The following is a 17,875-nucleotide window of genomic DNA, read 5'->3' as shown; positions in this document are numbered from 1 at the left end:
TTGATCTTAGTAACGGTGTATTTATATCTAGTAGTTGCCTTCCTTATAAAGTAAGAACATTGACTTCGCATAATTTCTCCAAGTATAGGAAATGACCAATATCAGGGCGTTAAATAATAGTGCCCTCTCCATTCGTAACACCTCATATCGGCCTTGAAGCTCGGAAACCTCCCTGGATTTTTTGTATAAATTTTCATCTAACCGCCCATAATGATACTGTTACAACCCAAACCCAACTCCGACAGCTCGTCACCATTTTTCCAGTCAGGCTCCCCGGTCTGGCTGCTTTTTCATGCAACCTGAAAATATCCCATCAATGATTTAACCTTTAAAGTTCATAATAAATATAAGCATTCAACAACACATTATAGGCAGGTCGTAATATGTCAGTGTAAGGAGTGAACTACTTGAATAAAACACTTGAACAGTTTCAAACCGATATGATCCTGGCAGCCAAAAAAGGATTTCCCATATTGTTATCTGGTTCCATTATTTTTTTGTTATTCACCTTTCTGCCCTTTGTCTTGCCTTTAAAACCAGTCTGCTTGATATGGATTTTAGGTATGAGTGCAATTTTTCCATTTGGTCTGGTGCTATGTAAAATGATGAATGTCCATTTGTTATCAACCGATAATCCACTTAGTGTTTTAGGCGGTATGATTGCAGCTGCCCAGGCTTTTTTTATTCCTGTGTTTATCCTTGTGTATAGACATATGCCTGAATACCTTCCTTTTACAATTGGCCTGCTTGGAGGCTCGCACTTCCTCCCTTACATGTGGATCTATAGAAGCAAGGCCTATTTGTTTATCACATTAGGCAACTGCTCTTCCGCTCTCGTTTTAGGTGGTTACTTTGTTGAGCAGGCATTTACACTTGTACCCCTGGCCACTTCCATCGTACACGCAATCGGTATTTTGTTGATTTTTAAGGAACTTAAAACTGATGCTGTTTAACTATTCGCGCAAGGATTGTTCCACGCGATATACTAACCGGCAGTCTTACTCACGACAGCTTGGATTCGCTTTCCGACGGAAATATCATAAACTAAACATGACCCTGCTATTTATAGTCAGAGTCCCCTGGCTGTTTTTGTTTAAATCCCCTTTTTTTCTTTTCTCGTCATCTCTTTAAGGCTGCATCTTTGCTGTCTGTCAACTTACCTGCTAGGAAAGAAAAGTTTTAAAAGGTTACCTATTGGGCATACTTTAAGCAGGTGCATATTACGACTGCGGTACTTAACCAAGTTTTGAAGACCTCACGGCACCTGTGAGGTCTTTCTTTATATAAATCATCATTCCACTTCTCGAGGATATATCATCTGCTCAGCACTTTAAAATAAAAGTCTCTTCTTTGCTGAGCATACCTGAAAATTCACAATAATATCAGCCGCATATTCCTAAAAAAGTGACGTACACAAAATCGATACACGCGCCTTACAGCATATCGCTTCCTTCTTAAAAACCTCAATCTGCCGTTTTATTATGCAAAAGCAGGCAATCTTCTTATACAACATAAAATGAAGTGAATACCCTACTAAGGTAAAGCTAAAAGGGGGAATTTTTAATGAAAATGGATGACATGTTAAAGGATCTTTTAGAAAAAGCAAGCTTATATGGACTGCTCGCGAAAAAATACGAGTATGTAGATCCTCAAAAACACATGTATTATTATCAAAAACATTTTCAGTACGTAATGAAGGTGGAACAGCATTACATGATGCTTGAAGGGCGCAGCCATGCCCCCAAAAGAATGCCTAAAAGATGCGGATGTAACAAAGTTCCCCAAATGATGCCTGAAGGATATAACAATGCTCCTTATATGATGGGGGAGGGACATGATAACAACGCTCCTTATATGATGCCTCAGAGCCATGATAACAACGCTCCTCATATGATGCCTCAGAGCCATGATAACAACGCTCCTCATATGATGCCTGGACAGTATCCAATGTATTAATTTTTATGAAGAAGTCGTTTTTCACGGCTTCTTTTTTGTTAAAGAACGATTTTAGCGTTTTCTCCTACTCACCGCGACTGTACCCCACTGCTGTTGTCCCTTCCTGCCCGATTCCTCACTCTAGAAGCTTTCTTCGGGGCGAGAGGCTTGTCTCCAACATTAACAAAGACCTAATCTCCCTCTGAAAATGGCAAGGCTGCCCCTTTTATTCAAACGTTTTGTTATGACTTAAATTAAAAAATAACGCTTTATTTTCTTTTAAATGGGTAAATAGATAATTCAAAGATTTCCTTAACAAGGAGGTTTCCAAAACATGCATCCAATTGAACTGTTCGGATGGTTTTTATCCGCGGTTTTAACGGTAAGCTTCATTGTTTCGGTCATTTTCCTATCAAGAAAATCCAAATCCTTTTCCGAATCAAACGACGAGTCTTCAAAAGACAATAATCAAAAACTCAAAAACAAAGATAAACGATTTTATTAAAGGGCTTCATTTTTTGTTTTTACTATTGTCACTTCTTATCCACTCCCTTACCCTTAATCGTCCTGCCGCCCCTTTTATTTAATTTGGAGAAACTATTTCATTTGTCAATTTGCAGGTTTGAAACCTTTCGCTCAGCCAGAGACCAAAATCATTTAATACTTGCAAGGAGCTGATATGATGAACCCTGCTTTGTGGATTTTTATGTTCCTCCTTTTTTCAATTGTTATCACTTTCGGCTACTATTGGGAAAAAAATGATTAAATTGCATTTGCTGCAGCTCAATTGACTCAATGATGATTTCAACGCGCGGTGTGACACTAACAAACTTTGAAACTCTTAAATCAACAATCTGACTGTCATCTACCTAAATGACCTGCTGTGACTGCTTTCTTTTTTCTGAAGCTTTTCAGTGTTGGCTCGAATACCCGGTCAGTATTTCCACTGGACCTTCTAGAAGCTGAACGGGTCAGCGCTGAGAAGCAGCGAACTTTATGCACTCCTTGATTTTTGTGGATCATACATTTGAACTTTGCCATGAAAAGCCGAAGCTCTTGATCGGCCTGGCGCAACCAGCTCTTCATATACTGCAAATGCAGTGAATCAACTCAACCTCCTTTTCCACTCTCACTATACTTTTTATTCAAGAAACTCAACGATCATTTTTGTCATCTGACTTATCTATATCTTTCAATGTTCAGCTTTCGTTTCCTCATAAAAGTTCCATACGTATTCATGCATAATACACCTGGAATGAAACAAGCTACTCAAAAATAGAAAGGAGCTGTTCACTCTGGAAGATCTATTCATCATTTTTTCTGCTGAGATTGGCCGTCTTGTAGATGACTATCATAAATGTGAAGATGAGAACCTTAAGGAACTCATCCACAATGACATTCAACTTTTGAGTAAAGCATTGCTGGAATGCGAACAGGAAAAGTAGTATATATTACCTTTTTCTTTTTCATGTTCAATTGTTGAATTTTGCACAGTGTTTATTATGTTTTTTCATTTGACCCATGTTCCTTTAGCTTTAAACTGCCGCTGATCTCTATTTAAGAACCGAATGTTAATAGTTGGCTGGCTGAGGATTAGACGTCACTTCCATAATATTTCCAAGCCTCTATAGCTCCTGTTTTTTTGTGTATTATTAAAGACAATGATGATTCTGATGCGCTCGATTAAATAATCTGCAGCATCGGTTAAATACTTGAATTGGTCTCATGCTGCCCCCCTCCGACCGTCTACATAACTGCTGAATTTATGAACAGCATTGATGATAGGAGCTCTTCGCTGGCAGCTAAAATCATTTGCAGAGAAGTCATTGTAGGACCTGTTTTTTATGATGCTCCTTGAGCATTTCGTACACTTCATGCCGACTCATCGCCTCATCTCCTTTCAAGATTTCCAAACTCGCTATATTCCTTCATGAAAGCAACCTCCACAGTACTGATTGGGCCATTCCATTGTTTTACTAAAATGACCTTTGCTTTCCTTACTCCACAAAAAATACCCACTATCAATAACGGATAGCGGGCCTAAGAGAATCAAGTTAAAATAATTATTTATTTTTTGCGGGTGTTTCTGCTGGTGGCTCAATGGGTGTTTCTGCCGGCGGTTTTGTCGGCGCTTCAGCTGGCGGCTCTACTGGTGTTTCTGCTGGTGGCTGTGTCGGCGCTTCCACCGGCGGCTCTACCGGTGTTTCTGCTGGTGACTTTGTTGGAGTTTCTGCTGGCGGCTTTGGTATTTCTGCAAAATCGCTCAAATTAATTCTCCTTACCTGTAGTAGCATATCGTATTTAATATCATTAATTTACTCAATCCTTGTGTTTTAAACCCGTATTTCAAGAAATGCACCTGTCGCACATAGCAGGTCCGAAACTCTTGATATTTATGCAAATAAGAGCAAAGACGGCATTGCATGTGAACAATAAAATTAAGCAGTCAACTAAGTAAAGCTGCATCAGCAATGAATACTTAAATACCCAACCTCCAAAAAATATCAGCAAATAATAAAGAACCCGCTCAACAAGCAAGCCCTTATCATTTATCCCTATCCATTATTTATTTGAAATTCTTTAAAGGTAAATCGTTGCTGGATGCTTTAGGCGCCATACTAACAGGCTCAATTTCAATACGGCCGGCCAGAACGTCTTTTGCACGTTTTATATCGAGCAGTCTTTCCCAGCGTGCGATGACAAATGTTGCTACTGCATAACCAATAATGTTGACAGTTGTACGGTAATTACCCATGAAGCGGTCAGGAGCGAGCATTAATGCTACCGCGGCAACAGGAATAGAGCCTGTGGCAGCTGCGGTTGCAGACAGCGCTACGAATGCAGATCCTGGAATACCGGCCATGCCTTTTGACGTTAATAAAAGAACACCTAAAATTATAAGCTGGTCCATTAAACTTAAATCAATCCCTACCGCCTGCGCAAGGAACACCAAGGCAAGTGACAGGTAAATAGAAGCACCGTCCAGGTTAAAAGAATAACCAGTTGGAATAACCAGCCCGACTACCGCACGATTACAGCCCGCGTCTTCTAACTTGTCCATTAGTTGTGGCATGACAGCTTCTGAAGATCCTGTTGCAAAAGCGAGCATAATTTCCTCACGAATATAGACAATTATTTTCCAAAGGTTTAGACCTAAAAATACACGTGTGATAATAGCTAATACTACAATAAAAGCAAGACACGCAATAGTCATTGCAATAAACAACTTACCAAAAGATAAAAGTGTCCCCATTCCATACTGACTAACGGCAAAAGCCATCGCACCGAATGTGGCAATTGCTGTTAGCTTCATAATGTAATCCATAATCTTAAACAAGACTTCATTCACTTTTTCTAGTAAATCAAGAATCGTTTCACTTGTACGCCCGCCTACATGAACAAGAGCAAAGCCGAACAAGCAGGAAATAAGTAAAACCTGCAGCATTGAGTTTGTTGTAAAAGCACCTACCGCACTATCAGGAATAATACTCATTAAAAATTCAGCTTCACTCGGCAATTCAGATCCTTGGGTTTTTTCTTCTACTGCATCTGTAGTTAAAGTGGAAGGATCCACATTCATTCCTTGACCTGGGTTCATCAGGTTTGCCACTGCCATGCCGATAATTAATGCAAGCGTAGTGACGATTTCAAAATACAGAAGTGTTTTTCCGCCTATCCGGCCTACTGTTTTAATGTTCCCTACTTTAGCAATTCCGACTACGACGACACTAAACACAAGCGGAGCAATAATCATCTTGATCAGTTTTACAAAACCATCGCCCAGCGGCTTTAAAGCAAGTCCAATATCAGGAAATGCATAGCCAACTAAAATCCCCGCTATAATTGCAACCATGATTTGAAAGAATAGCCCTTTATAAAAAGGAACTTTCGCTTTTTCTTTCTTCATCTTCCTCTCCCCCTTTTGCAATATTCCACTAATCACAAATGTAATAAAATGTAACATTAAATATCTCTTAATCATCTTAAACCATGATTAGTGAGATTTCATTGTTCATTATAGCTAATTTGTTTATAATTTTTAGGTGTTTCTTCTATTTATTTTCCTGAATAAAACTGTATAGTAAACAATTGTAATTAAGTTATGTAATATTTCTTTCCACTAAATTTAAAACAATAAATAAAAAGCCGCACCAGCAAGATGACTGATACGGCTTTTACTCATAATTTAATGAATAGCAAAACCTGTTCTCCGGCATAAGCAGCTAGTGCTGCATCTAAAAAAGAATCGTTTAAAAACTGCCTGAACTCCGCAAGAAGTACCCTGACAGCATGACAAAAGATGGATGTAACCAAAAAATAGTTTCCTTATAATTTTATCTATATTTCAACATTGAACTTTAAGATGCCTTCTTTTTAACGCGACATAAAAGCGGACGTCCTGTGAAAAATGGCATAGATACGCACTAAGCCTTCCTTTCTTCTGTTCGTTATAGTTAATTTTCCTTACTGAAAATGAGAGGCTTTACCCTTTCTTGGCAAAACAGGAATCTGTTACACTCATGAAATAACAATTGAATACGGAGGTTGTCCCTTAATGTCTGTCACATTATGCGTGTCCTGTCATACAAGTCAGGCCGTTTTAAAAGAAAATGAAAAACCTTTTTGCCTGCCCTGTTATTCAACTCTAACGGGAATTAAGTTCCAAGAGGAATCAGAGCCTGCTGAATCTGATCGTCCGTCTTTCTTTTTCGACTCAGGCGCTATCCCCACATTAGAACTTCTTGCTGAAACATTGCGGTCATTAAAACAAGAAGAGATTGAGACAGTCCGCTCGGAAAACATGATGGATGCTGCAAAAGCCAAAAAGCAATTAGACCAATTTATTTATGAAGCAGAATCGCTTATCCAAAATTTCAAATAAGATTCTCTTATTTTTAGTGAATACATATTATCCAAACAGAAACTTTCTCTAAAGTTTGTTCATGATTGCGTTTGAGCCCAAGTTATCATATACCTTTGTTTTTTCTCAAGAGCCCCCTATAACATGGAGGCTCTTTGCGTATTATTTGTTTCATTTTGAGCGAATTAGAAAAAGAATATCCCCTCATCATCAATAGCGAACCAGTTTTCACCTGAAAAATCAAATCCATTAATCCTAAAATCAAGCGACTGGTCATCAGGCATGTCAGCGTCACTAGTATTGAACTAGCTGAAAAAGCGCACAAGGCGGCTCAAAACACACTTCATTTTTGATACAAATCTGTGCAAGAAATATACAAACGGCGTAAAAAAAGACCACCAAGCTTATGACAACAAGTGTGACTGTGATAACAGCGGATAGGCTTGCGAAAGGTAATGAATAAGTAATGAATTTCCTAAAGTAAAAGCCGTATCAGTTAGCATGCTGATACGGCTTTTACTCATTGATTGCGCTTGAGCAGCTTCTCTTGGACTTCAATATATAAACAGAAAAGAATAAGCGCTACTAATATTGTGCCAGAATTGATAGATAAATACACACAATTGCCGCAGTAAATAAGAAGACAGAATTCAGAAGGTTTCTCCGCATTTTAATGCCATATGCACAAAAAAAGATTGCTGCAGCTAATTTGGAGCTACTTTGGTAATAGGCATTATTCGAGAAAAATGAACTGCTAAAAATAATAGAACTAAGTAAAGTGGTAGAGACTAGTATTTTAAACCATAAAGGCTCCATTAAGAATTGTTTGATCATAAATTCGATCCACTGCATAACCCTATAAACTCCCTTCAAGAAACTTTTAACTTTAATTAAACATAAGATACTCTGTTCATTTTATTCATACCTTTTAGAGAGGGACCATACTTTTTTAAAGGCTATTTCTCTTATTTCTGGAGCGTATTAGACAAGTGTTTATCCTTTGAAAAACAAGTGGAACAGACACTTATTTCAGCGGATCAAAAACCTAATGGACTACGGTTGAGATATTAAAAGTGCATAATAAAAAACCTCAAAAAGAGGCCTTCTTATTTGAAAAATATTGATATCAAGACAAAGCTTATTAAAATTACAAGGATTATAATGCCGACACCTTTCCAACCTAAACTACCTGCTAAATCAGCAAGGTTTTCATTAAATGCATCATTCATATTTCCAGTTGGATTTCTTTTTAGTTCTTCTTGTCTTAGTCTTTCTCTTGTTCTTTCAGGAGTTTCTTTATCTTTGCTCATTTTAGCACCCCCTATTTTCTATAATTCTAACATAATTTGTTAATTCTCGAATAATCAATCTTGTTTAAATGGATATATAAGGTAATAGTGCAATGTTATAGAAAGTTCTCAATTACCTGTAGCCAAAGTAATATTCTTTATGAAAAAGCCTTTTTAAGAGACAAAAAGCCGTATCAGCATGTGAACTGATACGGCTTTTTCGCATAACTTAACAGTTAATAAAGTGAAATTGCAAAGAATTATTACTTATCTTTATAGTCAGCAGTAGAACAAAACTGTTGATTAAGAAACTTATGAGAACCTATAGTAATTCTCAGCAGTATGTATAGACCACCACCAAAATTTTTCACCTTGGCTCATAATAAATCGGTCCATCCATAGCTCAAAGTTCATCTGCAATGGCTGAGCTTCTGTAAATTGCTCTGTGTGGTCTTTCCATAGAAGATAATTTTTTTGGTTTTCCGAATAAAGTTTAGAATTGATTACAATGTTATCTTGATGAATATATGCTATGTCATAACAACCGTCCAATTCGTCATAATACTCATTCAGTTCGAGAATTTGTTCCAAGCTATAAAGCTCAATCTCACCACCATGCTCAACATCATCAAATAATTGGCAGCCATTTGTTATTCTTAGAAACGCTTTGTAATCTGGCGGCAATATTAAGCCCGTCTTGTTTTCAAAATTAGCTATTTCCTCGTCACTTGCCGGGTGATTGAACGTGCATTTTGCTTTATATACATGCCCCCGTTCGCTTTGGACATCGATTACATTATCATTTTGCTCAAGACGCTTTTTTAGAGCACTTATTGTTTGTTTGACTATACTTCCTTCTGTTAGCACCTGATACTCCCCCATTCTCTATATTCTAGATTTAATATTTAAGTAACCTATCTTTATAATCAGCAGTTGACCGATACTGTTGATTATGAAATTCAGTTAAATTAGTCGACTAGACGAAAAAGCTGACTTAAAAAATCATCAAATGTATCAGCTACCTTGGTGTATCCCCAAGTTCTTTTTTCTGTTGAATAATCCTCATAAATAAATTGAATTGGAGGATTTTCTTTAAACAGTACGCCTAAACTGTTGAGCAAAGAGGAAGCTGTAAATTCTCATGAGATTGTGTAACATTTGATATGACAGTCAAATGCATGCTATTTAATGGTATATTAAAATTTAATAAATAATTCATTAATAAAGGGATGAATACGTATGGATGTTGGAGTAGCTTATTTTCCGAAACATTATTTTAGCAATAAACCGGATGCTGGCGGCCATTTTCCGTTTGCTATCGAAGGAACTGCAAATTATGTTTTTGATATAGATAACTTTTATCTTCCTGAGTGTGATGAAAACTTCGTGCTTTTATGGATGAAAAACATTAAAGCATACCCTATTTATTTTTGTGCTGAAATCCTTTCTTCTTGGAAACAAGACTATGAAAAAGATTGCGAGGAAGCAAATGTCTATTATAAATATTTGTACCAAAGCCCTCAGCTAACTGTGGCGATTACAGAGATTCAAAATGAAAAGCAATTCCAGGAAATTTTCCCCTGGTTCATTACAATGGGAACCGCAAATGAAATCGTTGTATGGTCAGCAAATAAAGATGTGTTTAGTGTGGAACAAAGAGAATGGACAGGAAATTGGGAGGGAAAAATCACAGAAACAATAGTAGTGGAAGTAGATCAAGACACAAGTATCTTTTGGATTGGCTATGATGGAACTAGTATTGCCGTTCTCTCAAATAACCCACAATTCTCTACGTACGAAAAAATATGTGAAACGCTTCCTGATTTCATAAGTCCAACTCAGTATGAGTACCAATGATTATTGTATGAAAGCGCCTCTAAAATAAAAAATGCATCATATGGTTGGATATCATGGTTCAACTAACTTAAAAGAAGCAGCAATTATGATCTTGTTTTCTGGACTGTATTCTTTCTCAGCTTCGCTAAATTCTTTAATAAGTCGATAATGACCAGCAGACAGCTCTTCATTGAAAATATCGAGCGAAATCGTTTCGAAAATATTTTGGCCTGGAACAAGGTTGTAACCAATAGCAGTAAATCCTATCCTTTCATTGAATTCGATCTCGTACCATGTGCCATCTATGTTTTTTCCCAATAAATACTCTCGCCCATAAAGGAATGTTGTTTCGCTATCATTGTGCAGGGTAAGTACGGCTTCTGTATCCTCCGTGAGGTATTGTTCTTTTTCAAGCTTAATGGTTATACCCTTGGCAGACGAAGGAATATTTTCTTGATTCTTTGACTTGGTTCGTTCTGGTTCTTGCTGACAAGAAGCTAATGCAAAAGATAAAATTGCTAAAAAGAAAATAAGTATCGTACGATTACTCATAAAATTACTTCTCCCCAGTAACAATAGCATATATTTCCATTTTAAAGAACCGAGATTACTCAACAATTCGTTCATATAAATGAACAACACTATCCCCCAAATTAAGCGGCTCTTGACCAAAGCTGTTGAGCTGTTGAACAGAGAAGACTGTCAACTCTTAGTCTTCTCTGTATCTGTCCTTGATGAATCTAATTTTTTAATAATCGTATCTAACTGCCCCACGATGCTTATAAGCAGCCCAGCAACCCAACCTATTAGTACACCCATTCTCCCACCTAGTACAAAGCCTATAGTTATTCCTATGAACAAGTTAATTATTGTTTGCATGATTACCCCTTCTTTTTTATTGTAAAGGGTACTCCACGTTAAAAATTGTATGGTTAATCACTACTTATTTGGCTTCCACGAACAGTATGGAACCCCAAATTTCTATGGGAAAATTAGCACTTGAAAGATATTGTTTTGCCCATTCTTCCTTCTCTGACTGAATTGAAATTGATCCGATACCTTCTGGATAATAGTGAATGGAGGTTAATTCTAAGTAATTGTCTTCTTCTGTTTCTAACAAATGAAATCTTTCCTTACCAGCACCTTCAAGGAAGTAAAATGACGATACTTGTTCAAATCTTAATTGATGATTATGAACCGTTTCATGCTCAATTTCCTTTGTTTGAAACGCAATTGTATGACTGAAAATATCCGTGTCCATTTTTTCAATGATATTTGCCCATAAGCTATTTAAACAATCTTGCAAACGAGTCACTCTTTCACCTTCTATCATTTTTCTTTTATTAAAGCACTTAAACCTAAATATTGCTTTTTTAAATGAATAATATAGCGGTTGCAACTCGACAGTTGGACCACATGAAATAGTAATTGTTTTTTACATATTTCCTAAATTTAAAATCCATTGTCATTCCTTTACACTTCTGATATGATAATTTTTTTGTGCTTGAAGTTGCTTGTATACTAAAAAATGAGGAGAGAACTATTACTTTATGAGAAATAAAGACATTAAAAAAGAGGCACGAAAAGGTCTTGCAGGACATTGGGGCAAAGCACTTTTACTTACCTTTATATCAGGATTATTGTTTGTCCTTCTGCCTACTGCCGTAGAAATTTATTTATCAGGCGGGTTTGAAGCATGGATGTATACGACAAGTACACCAGTTGCTTCTGATGTATTTAGCACCGTTCTTTCGATTTTACTCACTCCTTTTATGGTCGCTTCTTTATGGTTTTATCTAGCTATTTCCCGAAAAGAGAACCCATCTCTTTCAAATGTATTTGGGATTTATAAACACGGTCGGACTTCTTTCAAAACAATTATTGCCTGCTATTGGATGCTTTTGTTAACTTTTCTTTGGTCACTTTTGCTTATCGTACCAGGGATTATTAAAGGCTTTTCGTACTCACAGACTTATTTTATCTTAAAAGATCATCCTACTTATACAGTTAACGAAGCTATCACAGAAAGCCGTAAAATGATGGACGGTTTAAAAAATCAGTATTTTACACTTTGGCTGAGCTTTATTGTTTGGGGATTTTTGTCCCTCCTTACATTCGGTATCGGATTTTTATGGCTTTTCCCTTACGTTCAAGCATCTCTTGCCGTATTTTATTCAGAAGCTGCCGCAAAACGGAATACTTCAGCACCAGAAACGGTTACGTCTTAATCAAAAAAAGAACTTCACCCGAAGTTCTTTTTTTTGACTCTATTAAATTTAAGTGTTGGTATTCTAAAAAAATGAAGAGATTCTCCTTCACTCGTTTTCTTCACTTCTCTTAAGCAGCTGCTCTTTAATCGCCCTGTCTTTTTCCTTAATGCTTTCCGTTTCCCCTTCTAAAAGTTCAACCCGAAGTCCTTCCGGAAGAGACTCGATTTTAAACAAGTCGTATAAAGGTGGCGTGGCTATGATTCTAAAGCGAAAAATAAAGGCGGGAAAACAAACTATAAGCCGTATGTATCCTCTGCTCTTTATAATGCTAACAAAGATAAAGATCGGGACAAAGATGGTATTGCTTGCAAAAGATAAAAAGTAAACAATGCTCTATGGGAAAAAGCCGTATCGGTAAATAACTGATATGGCTTTTAGACTGTGGACAAACACCTGCTTTTTTACTTCATCTACACTCCCAGACTGCTTACGAGTAAGCAGTCTTTTTCCAGAAAGAAAACATATTGACAATAAAAAATGAAATATGATATTATATAAAATTTGAATAAAAATTCATATTGTGTTAATCTCAAGAAAGGAATCATCCATGGAGGTGGATTAGTTTGTTTGAGATTGGTGACAAGATTGTATATCCAATGCATGGGGCAGGCGTAATTGAAGCCATTGAGGAAAAAGAAATTCTAGGGAAAACACAGCAATATTTCATTATGGCTTTTCCTCTTAAGAAACTGCAGGTAATGATTCCAATCACGAAAGTGAGCGACTATGGGATGCGGCTCGTATTGAACATGACGGCGATTGAGCAAGTCATGGACATGTTCGGGCAGGGAGAAATTGATCGGTCTATAACATATAAACAAAGATTTAAGATCAACACCGACAAAATGAAAACGGGTATGACGAAAGATGGAGCTGAGGTTATCCGCGATTTGGTTATGATCCAAAAGGAGAAACCATTAAATTCAAACGAAAAAATAATGCTCCGCGATGCAATGCAGTTTCTTGTCAGTGAACTTGAGCTAAGTAACAGCATGACGCAGCCACAGGCGAAAGACTTATTACAAGATCGGCTTAGCCGGGTAAAAACCGCTGGCTAAAAATATATATAATAAAAAAGCTTGCAGACATCGTCTTCAAAATGAAGACTTTTTCTACAAACTGAAAGCCGTATCAGTAAATAACTGATACGGCTTTTTTCATTTCTTTTCTTCAGTTTGCTTGAGCAACTGTTCTTTAATTGCTCTAGCTTTTTCCTTAATACTTTCTGTTTCCTCTTCTAAAAGCTCAACTTGGAGTCCTTCTGGCAGAGACTCGATTTCAATCAAGTCCCCTTCCTTTACATGAGTTCCGAGTTTTTCAGCCTCTACCAGCTCTTCAATCGATTCATCTTCACGCCATAACAGCTTCGCCTGGCCTTTTTCAATGGAATCAATCGTATAAATACCGTTTCTCATCAATCCATCACGCTCACGATCTCCCAATTTGAATCAAACAACTGTGCTGGATCTCCGATATTGGCCCATATGTTAGAGGTTGTCCATTTCAGATACGTTGGCAGCTGCTCTCTTGCGTCGGGCCCTGAAGTCACGTAAACGGTCTTCCCTGCTCCGAGGATATAGCCATCTGGAAATGTATATATCTGGTTTCCTTGAACACTGACAAGCTTCCATCCCGACATGTCTACGCTGCTAGAGCCGCTATTCTTGATGCCCACTGTTTCCCCACTCAAATCTTTGCTGGCAATTTCGACTGGGCTGCTTCCTTCCGCTGGATCCTCTACAGTTGGCGGTACATCAATCCCTTGTGTGAAATGAATCTCCTGGCCTTCTGTCCACGTTTCGATGCTGCCTTCTGGTGTTTTCCATACATCCACACCATAATCAAGCAGGCGGTTTAGCACTTGAGAATGAGGATGCCCATATATGTTTCCTTCCCCGTAAGACAAGATCGCATCACCTGGGTTAACGGCAGCTAAAAAGGCTGCTGAGGTTCCCGTTGAAGATCCATGATGTGAAACTTTCAATACTTCTGCATCCAGATTGTATTTAGCCATCATTTCATTTTCTACTTCAATACCGGCGTCACCTGTTAATAAGTAGTCAGCATCACCATAACTCACCTTAAGAACAATTGATCCTTCATTAAGATCCGCTGCCTGGCTGTCTGCGTGCAGTACCTTCACTGAAACAGATGGATCCGGCGAAATATCCTGGCCTTCTTCTGCTACCTTAAAGTCGGCACCTGACGCCTGGATGGCTGCCAGATAATCCAGATACGTATTTGTCGTATGATCCTGGCCGGAATCAATGACGGTTTTCACACCGAAATCTTTAATCACAGTATCCGCCCCACCAATATGGTCAGCATCTGGATGAGTAGCCACAAAAGTATCAACCGCAAAGCCAGGACCAAATCCGTTAACTGCTTCCCTAATGTCCGCATCCCACCGGCCAGCATCCACCATCATCGTCTGCCCATTTGGGAATGCAAGAAAAATGGCATCCCCCTGGCCAACATTCAAGAAATCCACGTATAAAGCAGGTCCTTCCGGCAATGGCTCAGAAGTGTCTGCGGCATCTATGGCGCGTGACATAAACGCCGCAAATTCGCCGCGTTTCACTACTGTATCAGGACGGTATGTATTATCCGGGAAGCCTTGTGTAATACCGGCTGCAATAATCTTACCGATATAAGAATAAGCTGCTGAATTCTTTGATACGTCTTTAAACGTTACTGGTGCTTCTTCCGTCAATTCATAAGCACGTGTCAGCAAAATCGCCAGCTGTCCCCGGGTAACCGGCTCATTAGGACGAAATGTTCCGTCTGGGAAACCGCTAATAATTCCCCCTTCTACCGACTGTGCAATATAACCGGACGCGACACTGGATGGGCTTACATCATCAAAGACTGTCGATCGCTTCGTACCATCTACATCAAATGCACGGCCAATCATAATCGCCGCCTGAGCACGGGTTACCTGCGTATCAGGCATAAACCGGCCATCTGGAAAACCGGAAATAATCCCTGTATTGGATAAATAATTAATGTCCTCATAGAATCTGTAACTTTCAGAAACATCTTTAAATGTTGCTGCCTGAGCTAGCGGAGCCGCAATGCCAAGCGAAAAAACTATGCTTGATAATAAAGCTAATGACTTTTTCAACTAATCTTCCTCCCTCATTTACCAACCTGTTTATGTCTTTAAATTACTTCTTTAGGTGTCGGTATTTCGATTTAAAGAGAAAACCGCCAAATAGCTTGGCGGTTTCTCGTTTACTTCAATGCAGTCATACCTGCTGCCTCCATGCGCTGGAAGAAAGCAGAGATTTGAGCACGGGTTAACGGCTCATTAAAGTGATAGTCTTCAAATGTTTTAACCCCCGTTGTACCAGAAGAAAGATTATTTTTATACATAAATCCGACTGCTGAATATGGTCCATAAGCAGCTCCCTGAGAAGCCGCAATGACCTGTGCCAATTGGCCGCGTGTTACGGTACCGTTTTTCGCAGTATCATTCGTGTACCCTTTAAGCGGCAGATTGTATGGTTTAAAGAAATCGTAATATTGCTGTGCCCGGTGACCATATGTAGCACCTGGCTTAAATCCGAAATATTTAGCCGCAATTACAGTGAAGTCAGATTCTTTCAGTAAAGAAAGTGGCTGGAACCGGCCATTTGGGAACCCTTGAATCATTCCCGTGCGGAATGCCCATGTAATATTTTCACGTGCCCAATGATCTTTTCGAACATCGATAAATGCTGGATACAGCCAATTTTCCAGTTTCCAATGTAGTCTGTACGGATCGTAACTCAATTTTGGCGTGCCGCCAGACGTTAAAAAGAGCACACCGCGCATATGATATCTTGCTTCTTCATCAAGCTCAACGCCATTTACTGAACCCCATCCTGAAAATACATTAGTTTCGCCGACTTTCAGCAGATCCACTGGCAATTGTTTATACCAATCAAAATCAGACACAGCAAATTCATACACTGTTGTGCCTTCTGGAATTAGAAAATCTTCATTTAAAAATACATCGCCAACTAAATGCGTTGCTCTTGGCTGGCCGAAATGAAAATAGCCATACTGGTTATCTTCATCCCAAATATCTTCAAAGGCATAATTTCTCAGTGTACGCCAAAGTATCGAACCATTTTCAGCGTCAACAGCTGCCCCTTTTTCTTTTGATGTGTAAGCAGCATAAAATCCATCTTTACTTACAAGCATGTAATCTTTTGTATTATGAGGCCGGGCGATAATATAATTAGGAGTTTGCTCATAAATTTTAGTAAACCCATACTTCATATTATTAAAATCAACCGGCTTGTGCGTATGAGTGTAAACAGTCATTCCTGCTCTTTCTCGTAAAATATTGTAAATCTCAGCTGGAACTTCCCATTCTGGTTTCTCTGTCACATTTTCCTGTGCCGAGGCAAAAGCTGACACTAACAAAACAAGCGAAAAAAGCAACGGTGTCAAAAACAATGATGTGATAAATTTTTTCAAACTATACTCTCCTTATCAATTTTACAATATATTACCTTAGAATACGTGGAGTTCAATGAGTTTAAATACCTATTATTGTTACAATTTATATTATTTTTTAAAAATAATTGTTAAAAATCATAATATTGGAAAGTACAAGCATCAATTCGGGTAATTAAATATAAGTTTCATTAACCGCTGCAAATTCGCCAGTTATATTTTGCAAGGAAACATGTTCATCAACACCCTGCTTTCTTTTTCTTCTAAACTACTTTTTTTGTATACTGTCATCGAATACATAATCCTATATAAATCAAAGGAAGGAAAATTTAAAGAGATGGTCAAAAAATACTTATGTCTGGCTGTGTCTGCTCTTTTCCCAGATAAGATTATCTTTCATTAAAGACACGATATAAGAAAGAAGTTAATCAATAATCGATCCCTTGCTCCACAAAAAACGCCCACCATCCATAGCAGACAGCGGGCTTAAAAGAATCAAATTAAAATAGTTATTTATTTTTTGCGGGTGTTTCTTCTGGTGGCTCAACGGGCATTTCTGCCGGTGGTTTTGCCGGCGCTTCAGCTGGCGGCTCTACTGGTGACTTTGTCGGTGCTTCCACTGGCGGCTGTATCGGTGTCTCTGGCGGTGACTTTATTGGAGTTTCCTCTGGTTGTTTTGGTATTTCTGCAAAATCGCTATATTGATTCCCCTTTTCTTTAGCAGCATGTAATATGATTAATTAATTCTATCCTTGTGTTTTAAACTTTTTTCAAAAAAAGCTCCCGTTACACATAGCGGATCCGGAACTCCTACTATTCACAGCAAGCGCGCCGTCTACTCCGAAAGTCTGGTCTGCACTATTAGCTGCAATTATCACCATAAACACGCGCGCTTTTCTAGCATAGCCATATAATACTGTCCGACTGTGCAGTCGTCCTGCTTTCCAGGCACACATAATGCGGTTACAATACACTTTTACTCGAGGCAGCGCTCGTATTGCTACATGTTTGGTCTCACTAGAGATAGCTCATCCCTTTTTCTCTCGTTGTTTTTTGAAAAACGAAGAGAATCTCTTCGTTCTGCTTTCTTTACGTAAGCTCCAATCTTTTCAACCTCTATTAGCGATAAATACTGGATGCGGAAGTTACTCGAGTAACGAAGAAAAAAGTGACAACACCAGCAATATAACTTCCATCCCTGCCCCTTTTAAAAAAATCCTTTACTCATACAGGAACAT

18 protein-coding genes and 1 pseudogene are annotated in these 17,875 nt (G+C 38.3%); 9 read left to right on the top strand and 10 right to left on the bottom strand.

Annotation, left to right across the window (positions count from 1 at the left end):
- Positions 1 to 398 precede the first annotated feature (398 nt).
- From RG959_RS15475 to RG959_RS15465, 3 genes are all read left to right on the top strand, one after another.
- Positions 399 to 953 (top strand): DUF7010 family protein, encoded by a 555-nt coding sequence (locus tag RG959_RS15475; RefSeq protein ID WP_483298896.1) that lies wholly within the window; start codon positions 399 to 401, stop codon positions 951 to 953.
- A 610-nt stretch (positions 954 to 1,563) separates the two neighbouring features.
- Complete coding sequence (locus tag RG959_RS15470; RefSeq protein ID WP_342797880.1) at positions 1,564 to 1,956, top strand: hypothetical protein; 393 nt, start codon at positions 1,564 to 1,566, stop codon at positions 1,954 to 1,956.
- A 313-nt stretch (positions 1,957 to 2,269) separates the two neighbouring features.
- Positions 2,270 to 2,440: a hypothetical protein gene (locus RG959_RS15465; RefSeq protein ID WP_342797879.1), complete on the top strand. Its 171-nt coding sequence runs from the start codon at positions 2,270 to 2,272 to the stop codon at positions 2,438 to 2,440.
- Between the two features lie 1,558 nt (positions 2,441 to 3,998).
- Here the strand turns inward: RG959_RS15465 and RG959_RS15460 are convergent.
- Positions 3,999 to 4,202, bottom strand: a complete 204-nt coding sequence (locus tag RG959_RS15460) for a hypothetical protein (protein WP_342797878.1) — start codon at positions 4,200 to 4,202, stop codon at positions 3,999 to 4,001.
- Positions 4,203 to 4,501: 299 nt separating this feature from the next.
- On the bottom strand, positions 4,502 to 5,842 hold the full coding sequence (gene dctA / locus RG959_RS15455) for a C4-dicarboxylate transporter DctA (protein ID WP_342797877.1): 1,341 nt from the start codon (positions 5,840 to 5,842) through the stop codon (positions 4,502 to 4,504).
- 648 nt (positions 5,843 to 6,490) lie between these two features.
- Between dctA and RG959_RS15450 the strand changes: the two genes are divergently transcribed.
- On the top strand, positions 6,491 to 6,817 hold the full coding sequence (locus RG959_RS15450) for a hypothetical protein (RefSeq protein ID WP_342797876.1): 327 nt from the start codon (positions 6,491 to 6,493) through the stop codon (positions 6,815 to 6,817).
- A gap of 1,085 nt (positions 6,818 to 7,902) precedes the next feature.
- Here RG959_RS15450 and RG959_RS15445 read toward each other — a convergent pair.
- Entirely contained in the window at positions 7,903 to 8,106 is a 204-nt protein-coding gene (locus RG959_RS15445; protein ID WP_342797875.1) for a DUF6366 family protein, read from the bottom strand.
- Positions 8,107 to 8,397: 291 nt separating this feature from the next.
- Entirely contained in the window at positions 8,398 to 8,952 is a 555-nt protein-coding gene (locus RG959_RS15440) for an SMI1/KNR4 family protein (protein ID WP_342797874.1), read from the bottom strand.
- A gap of 372 nt (positions 8,953 to 9,324) precedes the next feature.
- Here RG959_RS15440 and RG959_RS15435 point away from each other — a divergent pair, with 372 nt between their 5' ends.
- A complete protein-coding gene (locus RG959_RS15435) occupies positions 9,325 to 9,942 on the top strand; it encodes a hypothetical protein (RefSeq protein WP_342797873.1) in 618 nt (205 codons plus the stop codon).
- Positions 9,943 to 9,993: 51 nt separating this feature from the next.
- Here the strand turns inward: RG959_RS15435 and RG959_RS15430 are convergent, their stop codons facing one another.
- Together RG959_RS15430 and RG959_RS15425 are read right to left on the bottom strand one after the other, a co-directional pair.
- Positions 9,994 to 10,473, bottom strand: coding sequence for an immunoglobulin-like domain-containing protein (locus RG959_RS15430; protein WP_342797872.1), 480 nt, complete (start codon positions 10,471 to 10,473; stop codon positions 9,994 to 9,996).
- A gap of 391 nt (positions 10,474 to 10,864) precedes the next feature.
- Positions 10,865 to 11,236 (bottom strand): YxiG family protein, encoded by a 372-nt coding sequence (locus RG959_RS15425; protein ID WP_342797871.1) that lies wholly within the window; start codon positions 11,234 to 11,236, stop codon positions 10,865 to 10,867.
- Between the two features lie 235 nt (positions 11,237 to 11,471).
- Between RG959_RS15425 and RG959_RS15420 the strand changes: the two genes are divergently transcribed.
- The 3 genes and pseudogenes from RG959_RS15420 (at position 11,472) to RG959_RS15410 (ending at position 13,249) form a co-directional block, all read left to right on the top strand.
- The gene (locus RG959_RS15420) at positions 11,472 to 12,149 is read left to right on the top strand and encodes a DUF975 family protein (RefSeq protein WP_342797870.1); all 678 of its coding nucleotides are present in this window, start codon (positions 11,472 to 11,474) and stop codon (positions 12,147 to 12,149) included.
- 148 nt (positions 12,150 to 12,297) lie between these two features.
- Positions 12,298 to 12,509 (top strand): annotated as a pseudogene (locus tag RG959_RS15415) (excalibur calcium-binding domain-containing protein).
- Positions 12,510 to 12,787: 278 nt separating this feature from the next.
- Positions 12,788 to 13,249 carry a CarD family transcriptional regulator gene (locus RG959_RS15410; protein WP_251270610.1) on the top strand — a complete coding sequence of 154 codons (462 nt, stop codon included), beginning with the start codon at positions 12,788 to 12,790 and terminating at the stop codon, positions 13,247 to 13,249.
- A 99-nt stretch (positions 13,250 to 13,348) separates the two neighbouring features.
- Here RG959_RS15410 and RG959_RS15405 read toward each other — a convergent pair whose 3' ends face one another.
- The 3 genes from RG959_RS15405 to RG959_RS15395 all read right to left on the bottom strand — a co-directional run bounded on the left by RG959_RS15405 (position 13,349) and on the right by RG959_RS15395 (position 16,658).
- Positions 13,349 to 13,606 (bottom strand): DUF3006 family protein, encoded by a 258-nt coding sequence (locus RG959_RS15405; protein ID WP_342797869.1) that lies wholly within the window; start codon positions 13,604 to 13,606, stop codon positions 13,349 to 13,351.
- On the bottom strand, positions 13,606 to 15,315 hold the full coding sequence (locus tag RG959_RS15400; RefSeq protein ID WP_342797868.1) for an S-layer homology domain-containing protein: 1,710 nt from the start codon (positions 15,313 to 15,315) through the stop codon (positions 13,606 to 13,608). Before RG959_RS15400 ends, RG959_RS15405 begins: the two co-directional genes overlap by 1 nt.
- 110 nt (positions 15,316 to 15,425) lie before the next feature.
- The gene (locus RG959_RS15395; protein ID WP_342797867.1) at positions 15,426 to 16,658 is read right to left on the bottom strand and encodes an S-layer homology domain-containing protein; all 1,233 of its coding nucleotides are present in this window, start codon (positions 16,656 to 16,658) and stop codon (positions 15,426 to 15,428) included.
- 517 nt (positions 16,659 to 17,175) lie between these two features.
- On the opposite strand from RG959_RS15395, the gene RG959_RS15390 reads away from it, so the two are divergent.
- Positions 17,176 to 17,358, top strand: a complete 183-nt coding sequence (locus RG959_RS15390; RefSeq protein ID WP_342797866.1) for a hypothetical protein — start codon at positions 17,176 to 17,178, stop codon at positions 17,356 to 17,358.
- 49 nt (positions 17,359 to 17,407) lie between these two features.
- Here the strand turns inward: RG959_RS15390 and RG959_RS25180 are convergent, their stop codons facing one another.
- Positions 17,408 to 17,593: a phage holin family protein gene (locus tag RG959_RS25180; RefSeq protein ID WP_369335185.1), complete on the bottom strand. Its 186-nt coding sequence runs from the start codon at positions 17,591 to 17,593 to the stop codon at positions 17,408 to 17,410.
- Positions 17,594 to 17,875: the final 282 nt, after the last annotated feature.

This window comes from Domibacillus sp. 8LH, from assembly GCF_038806185.1.
GTDB lineage: Bacteria > Bacillota > Bacilli > Bacillales > Domibacillaceae > Domibacillus > Domibacillus indicus_A.
The sequence above is the reverse complement of the archived record's forward strand: the minus strand, read 5'-3'. Positions and strand labels throughout refer to the sequence as shown.

Excerpts from the sequence above, each read along its gene's own strand:
- RG959_RS15450 (WP_342797876.1), top strand. The coding sequence starts at position 6,491 with ATGTCTGTCACATTATGCGTGTCCTGTCATACAAGTCAGGCCGTTTTA.
- RG959_RS15410 (WP_251270610.1), top strand. The coding sequence starts at position 12,788 with ATGCATGGGGCAGGCGTAATTGAAGCCATTGAGGAAAAAGAAATTCTA.
- RG959_RS15430 (WP_342797872.1), bottom strand. The coding sequence starts at position 10,473 with ATGAGTAATCGTACGATACTTATTTTCTTTTTAGCAATTTTATCTTTT.
- RG959_RS15465 (WP_342797879.1), top strand. The coding sequence starts at position 2,270 with ATGCATCCAATTGAACTGTTCGGATGGTTTTTATCCGCGGTTTTAACG.
- RG959_RS15405 (WP_342797869.1), bottom strand. The coding sequence starts at position 13,606 with ATGAGAAACGGTATTTATACGATTGATTCCATTGAAAAAGGCCAGGCG.
- RG959_RS15420 (WP_342797870.1), top strand. The coding sequence starts at position 11,472 with ATGAGAAATAAAGACATTAAAAAAGAGGCACGAAAAGGTCTTGCAGGA.
- dctA (WP_342797877.1), bottom strand. The coding sequence starts at position 5,842 with ATGAAGAAAGAAAAAGCGAAAGTTCCTTTTTATAAAGGGCTATTCTTT.
- RG959_RS25180 (WP_369335185.1), bottom strand. The coding sequence starts at position 17,593 with ATGTGTGCCTGGAAAGCAGGACGACTGCACAGTCGGACAGTATTATAT.
- RG959_RS15470 (WP_342797880.1), top strand. The coding sequence starts at position 1,564 with ATGAAAATGGATGACATGTTAAAGGATCTTTTAGAAAAAGCAAGCTTA.
- RG959_RS15435 (WP_342797873.1), top strand. The coding sequence starts at position 9,325 with ATGGATGTTGGAGTAGCTTATTTTCCGAAACATTATTTTAGCAATAAA.
- RG959_RS15445 (WP_342797875.1), bottom strand. The coding sequence starts at position 8,106 with ATGAGCAAAGATAAAGAAACTCCTGAAAGAACAAGAGAAAGACTAAGA.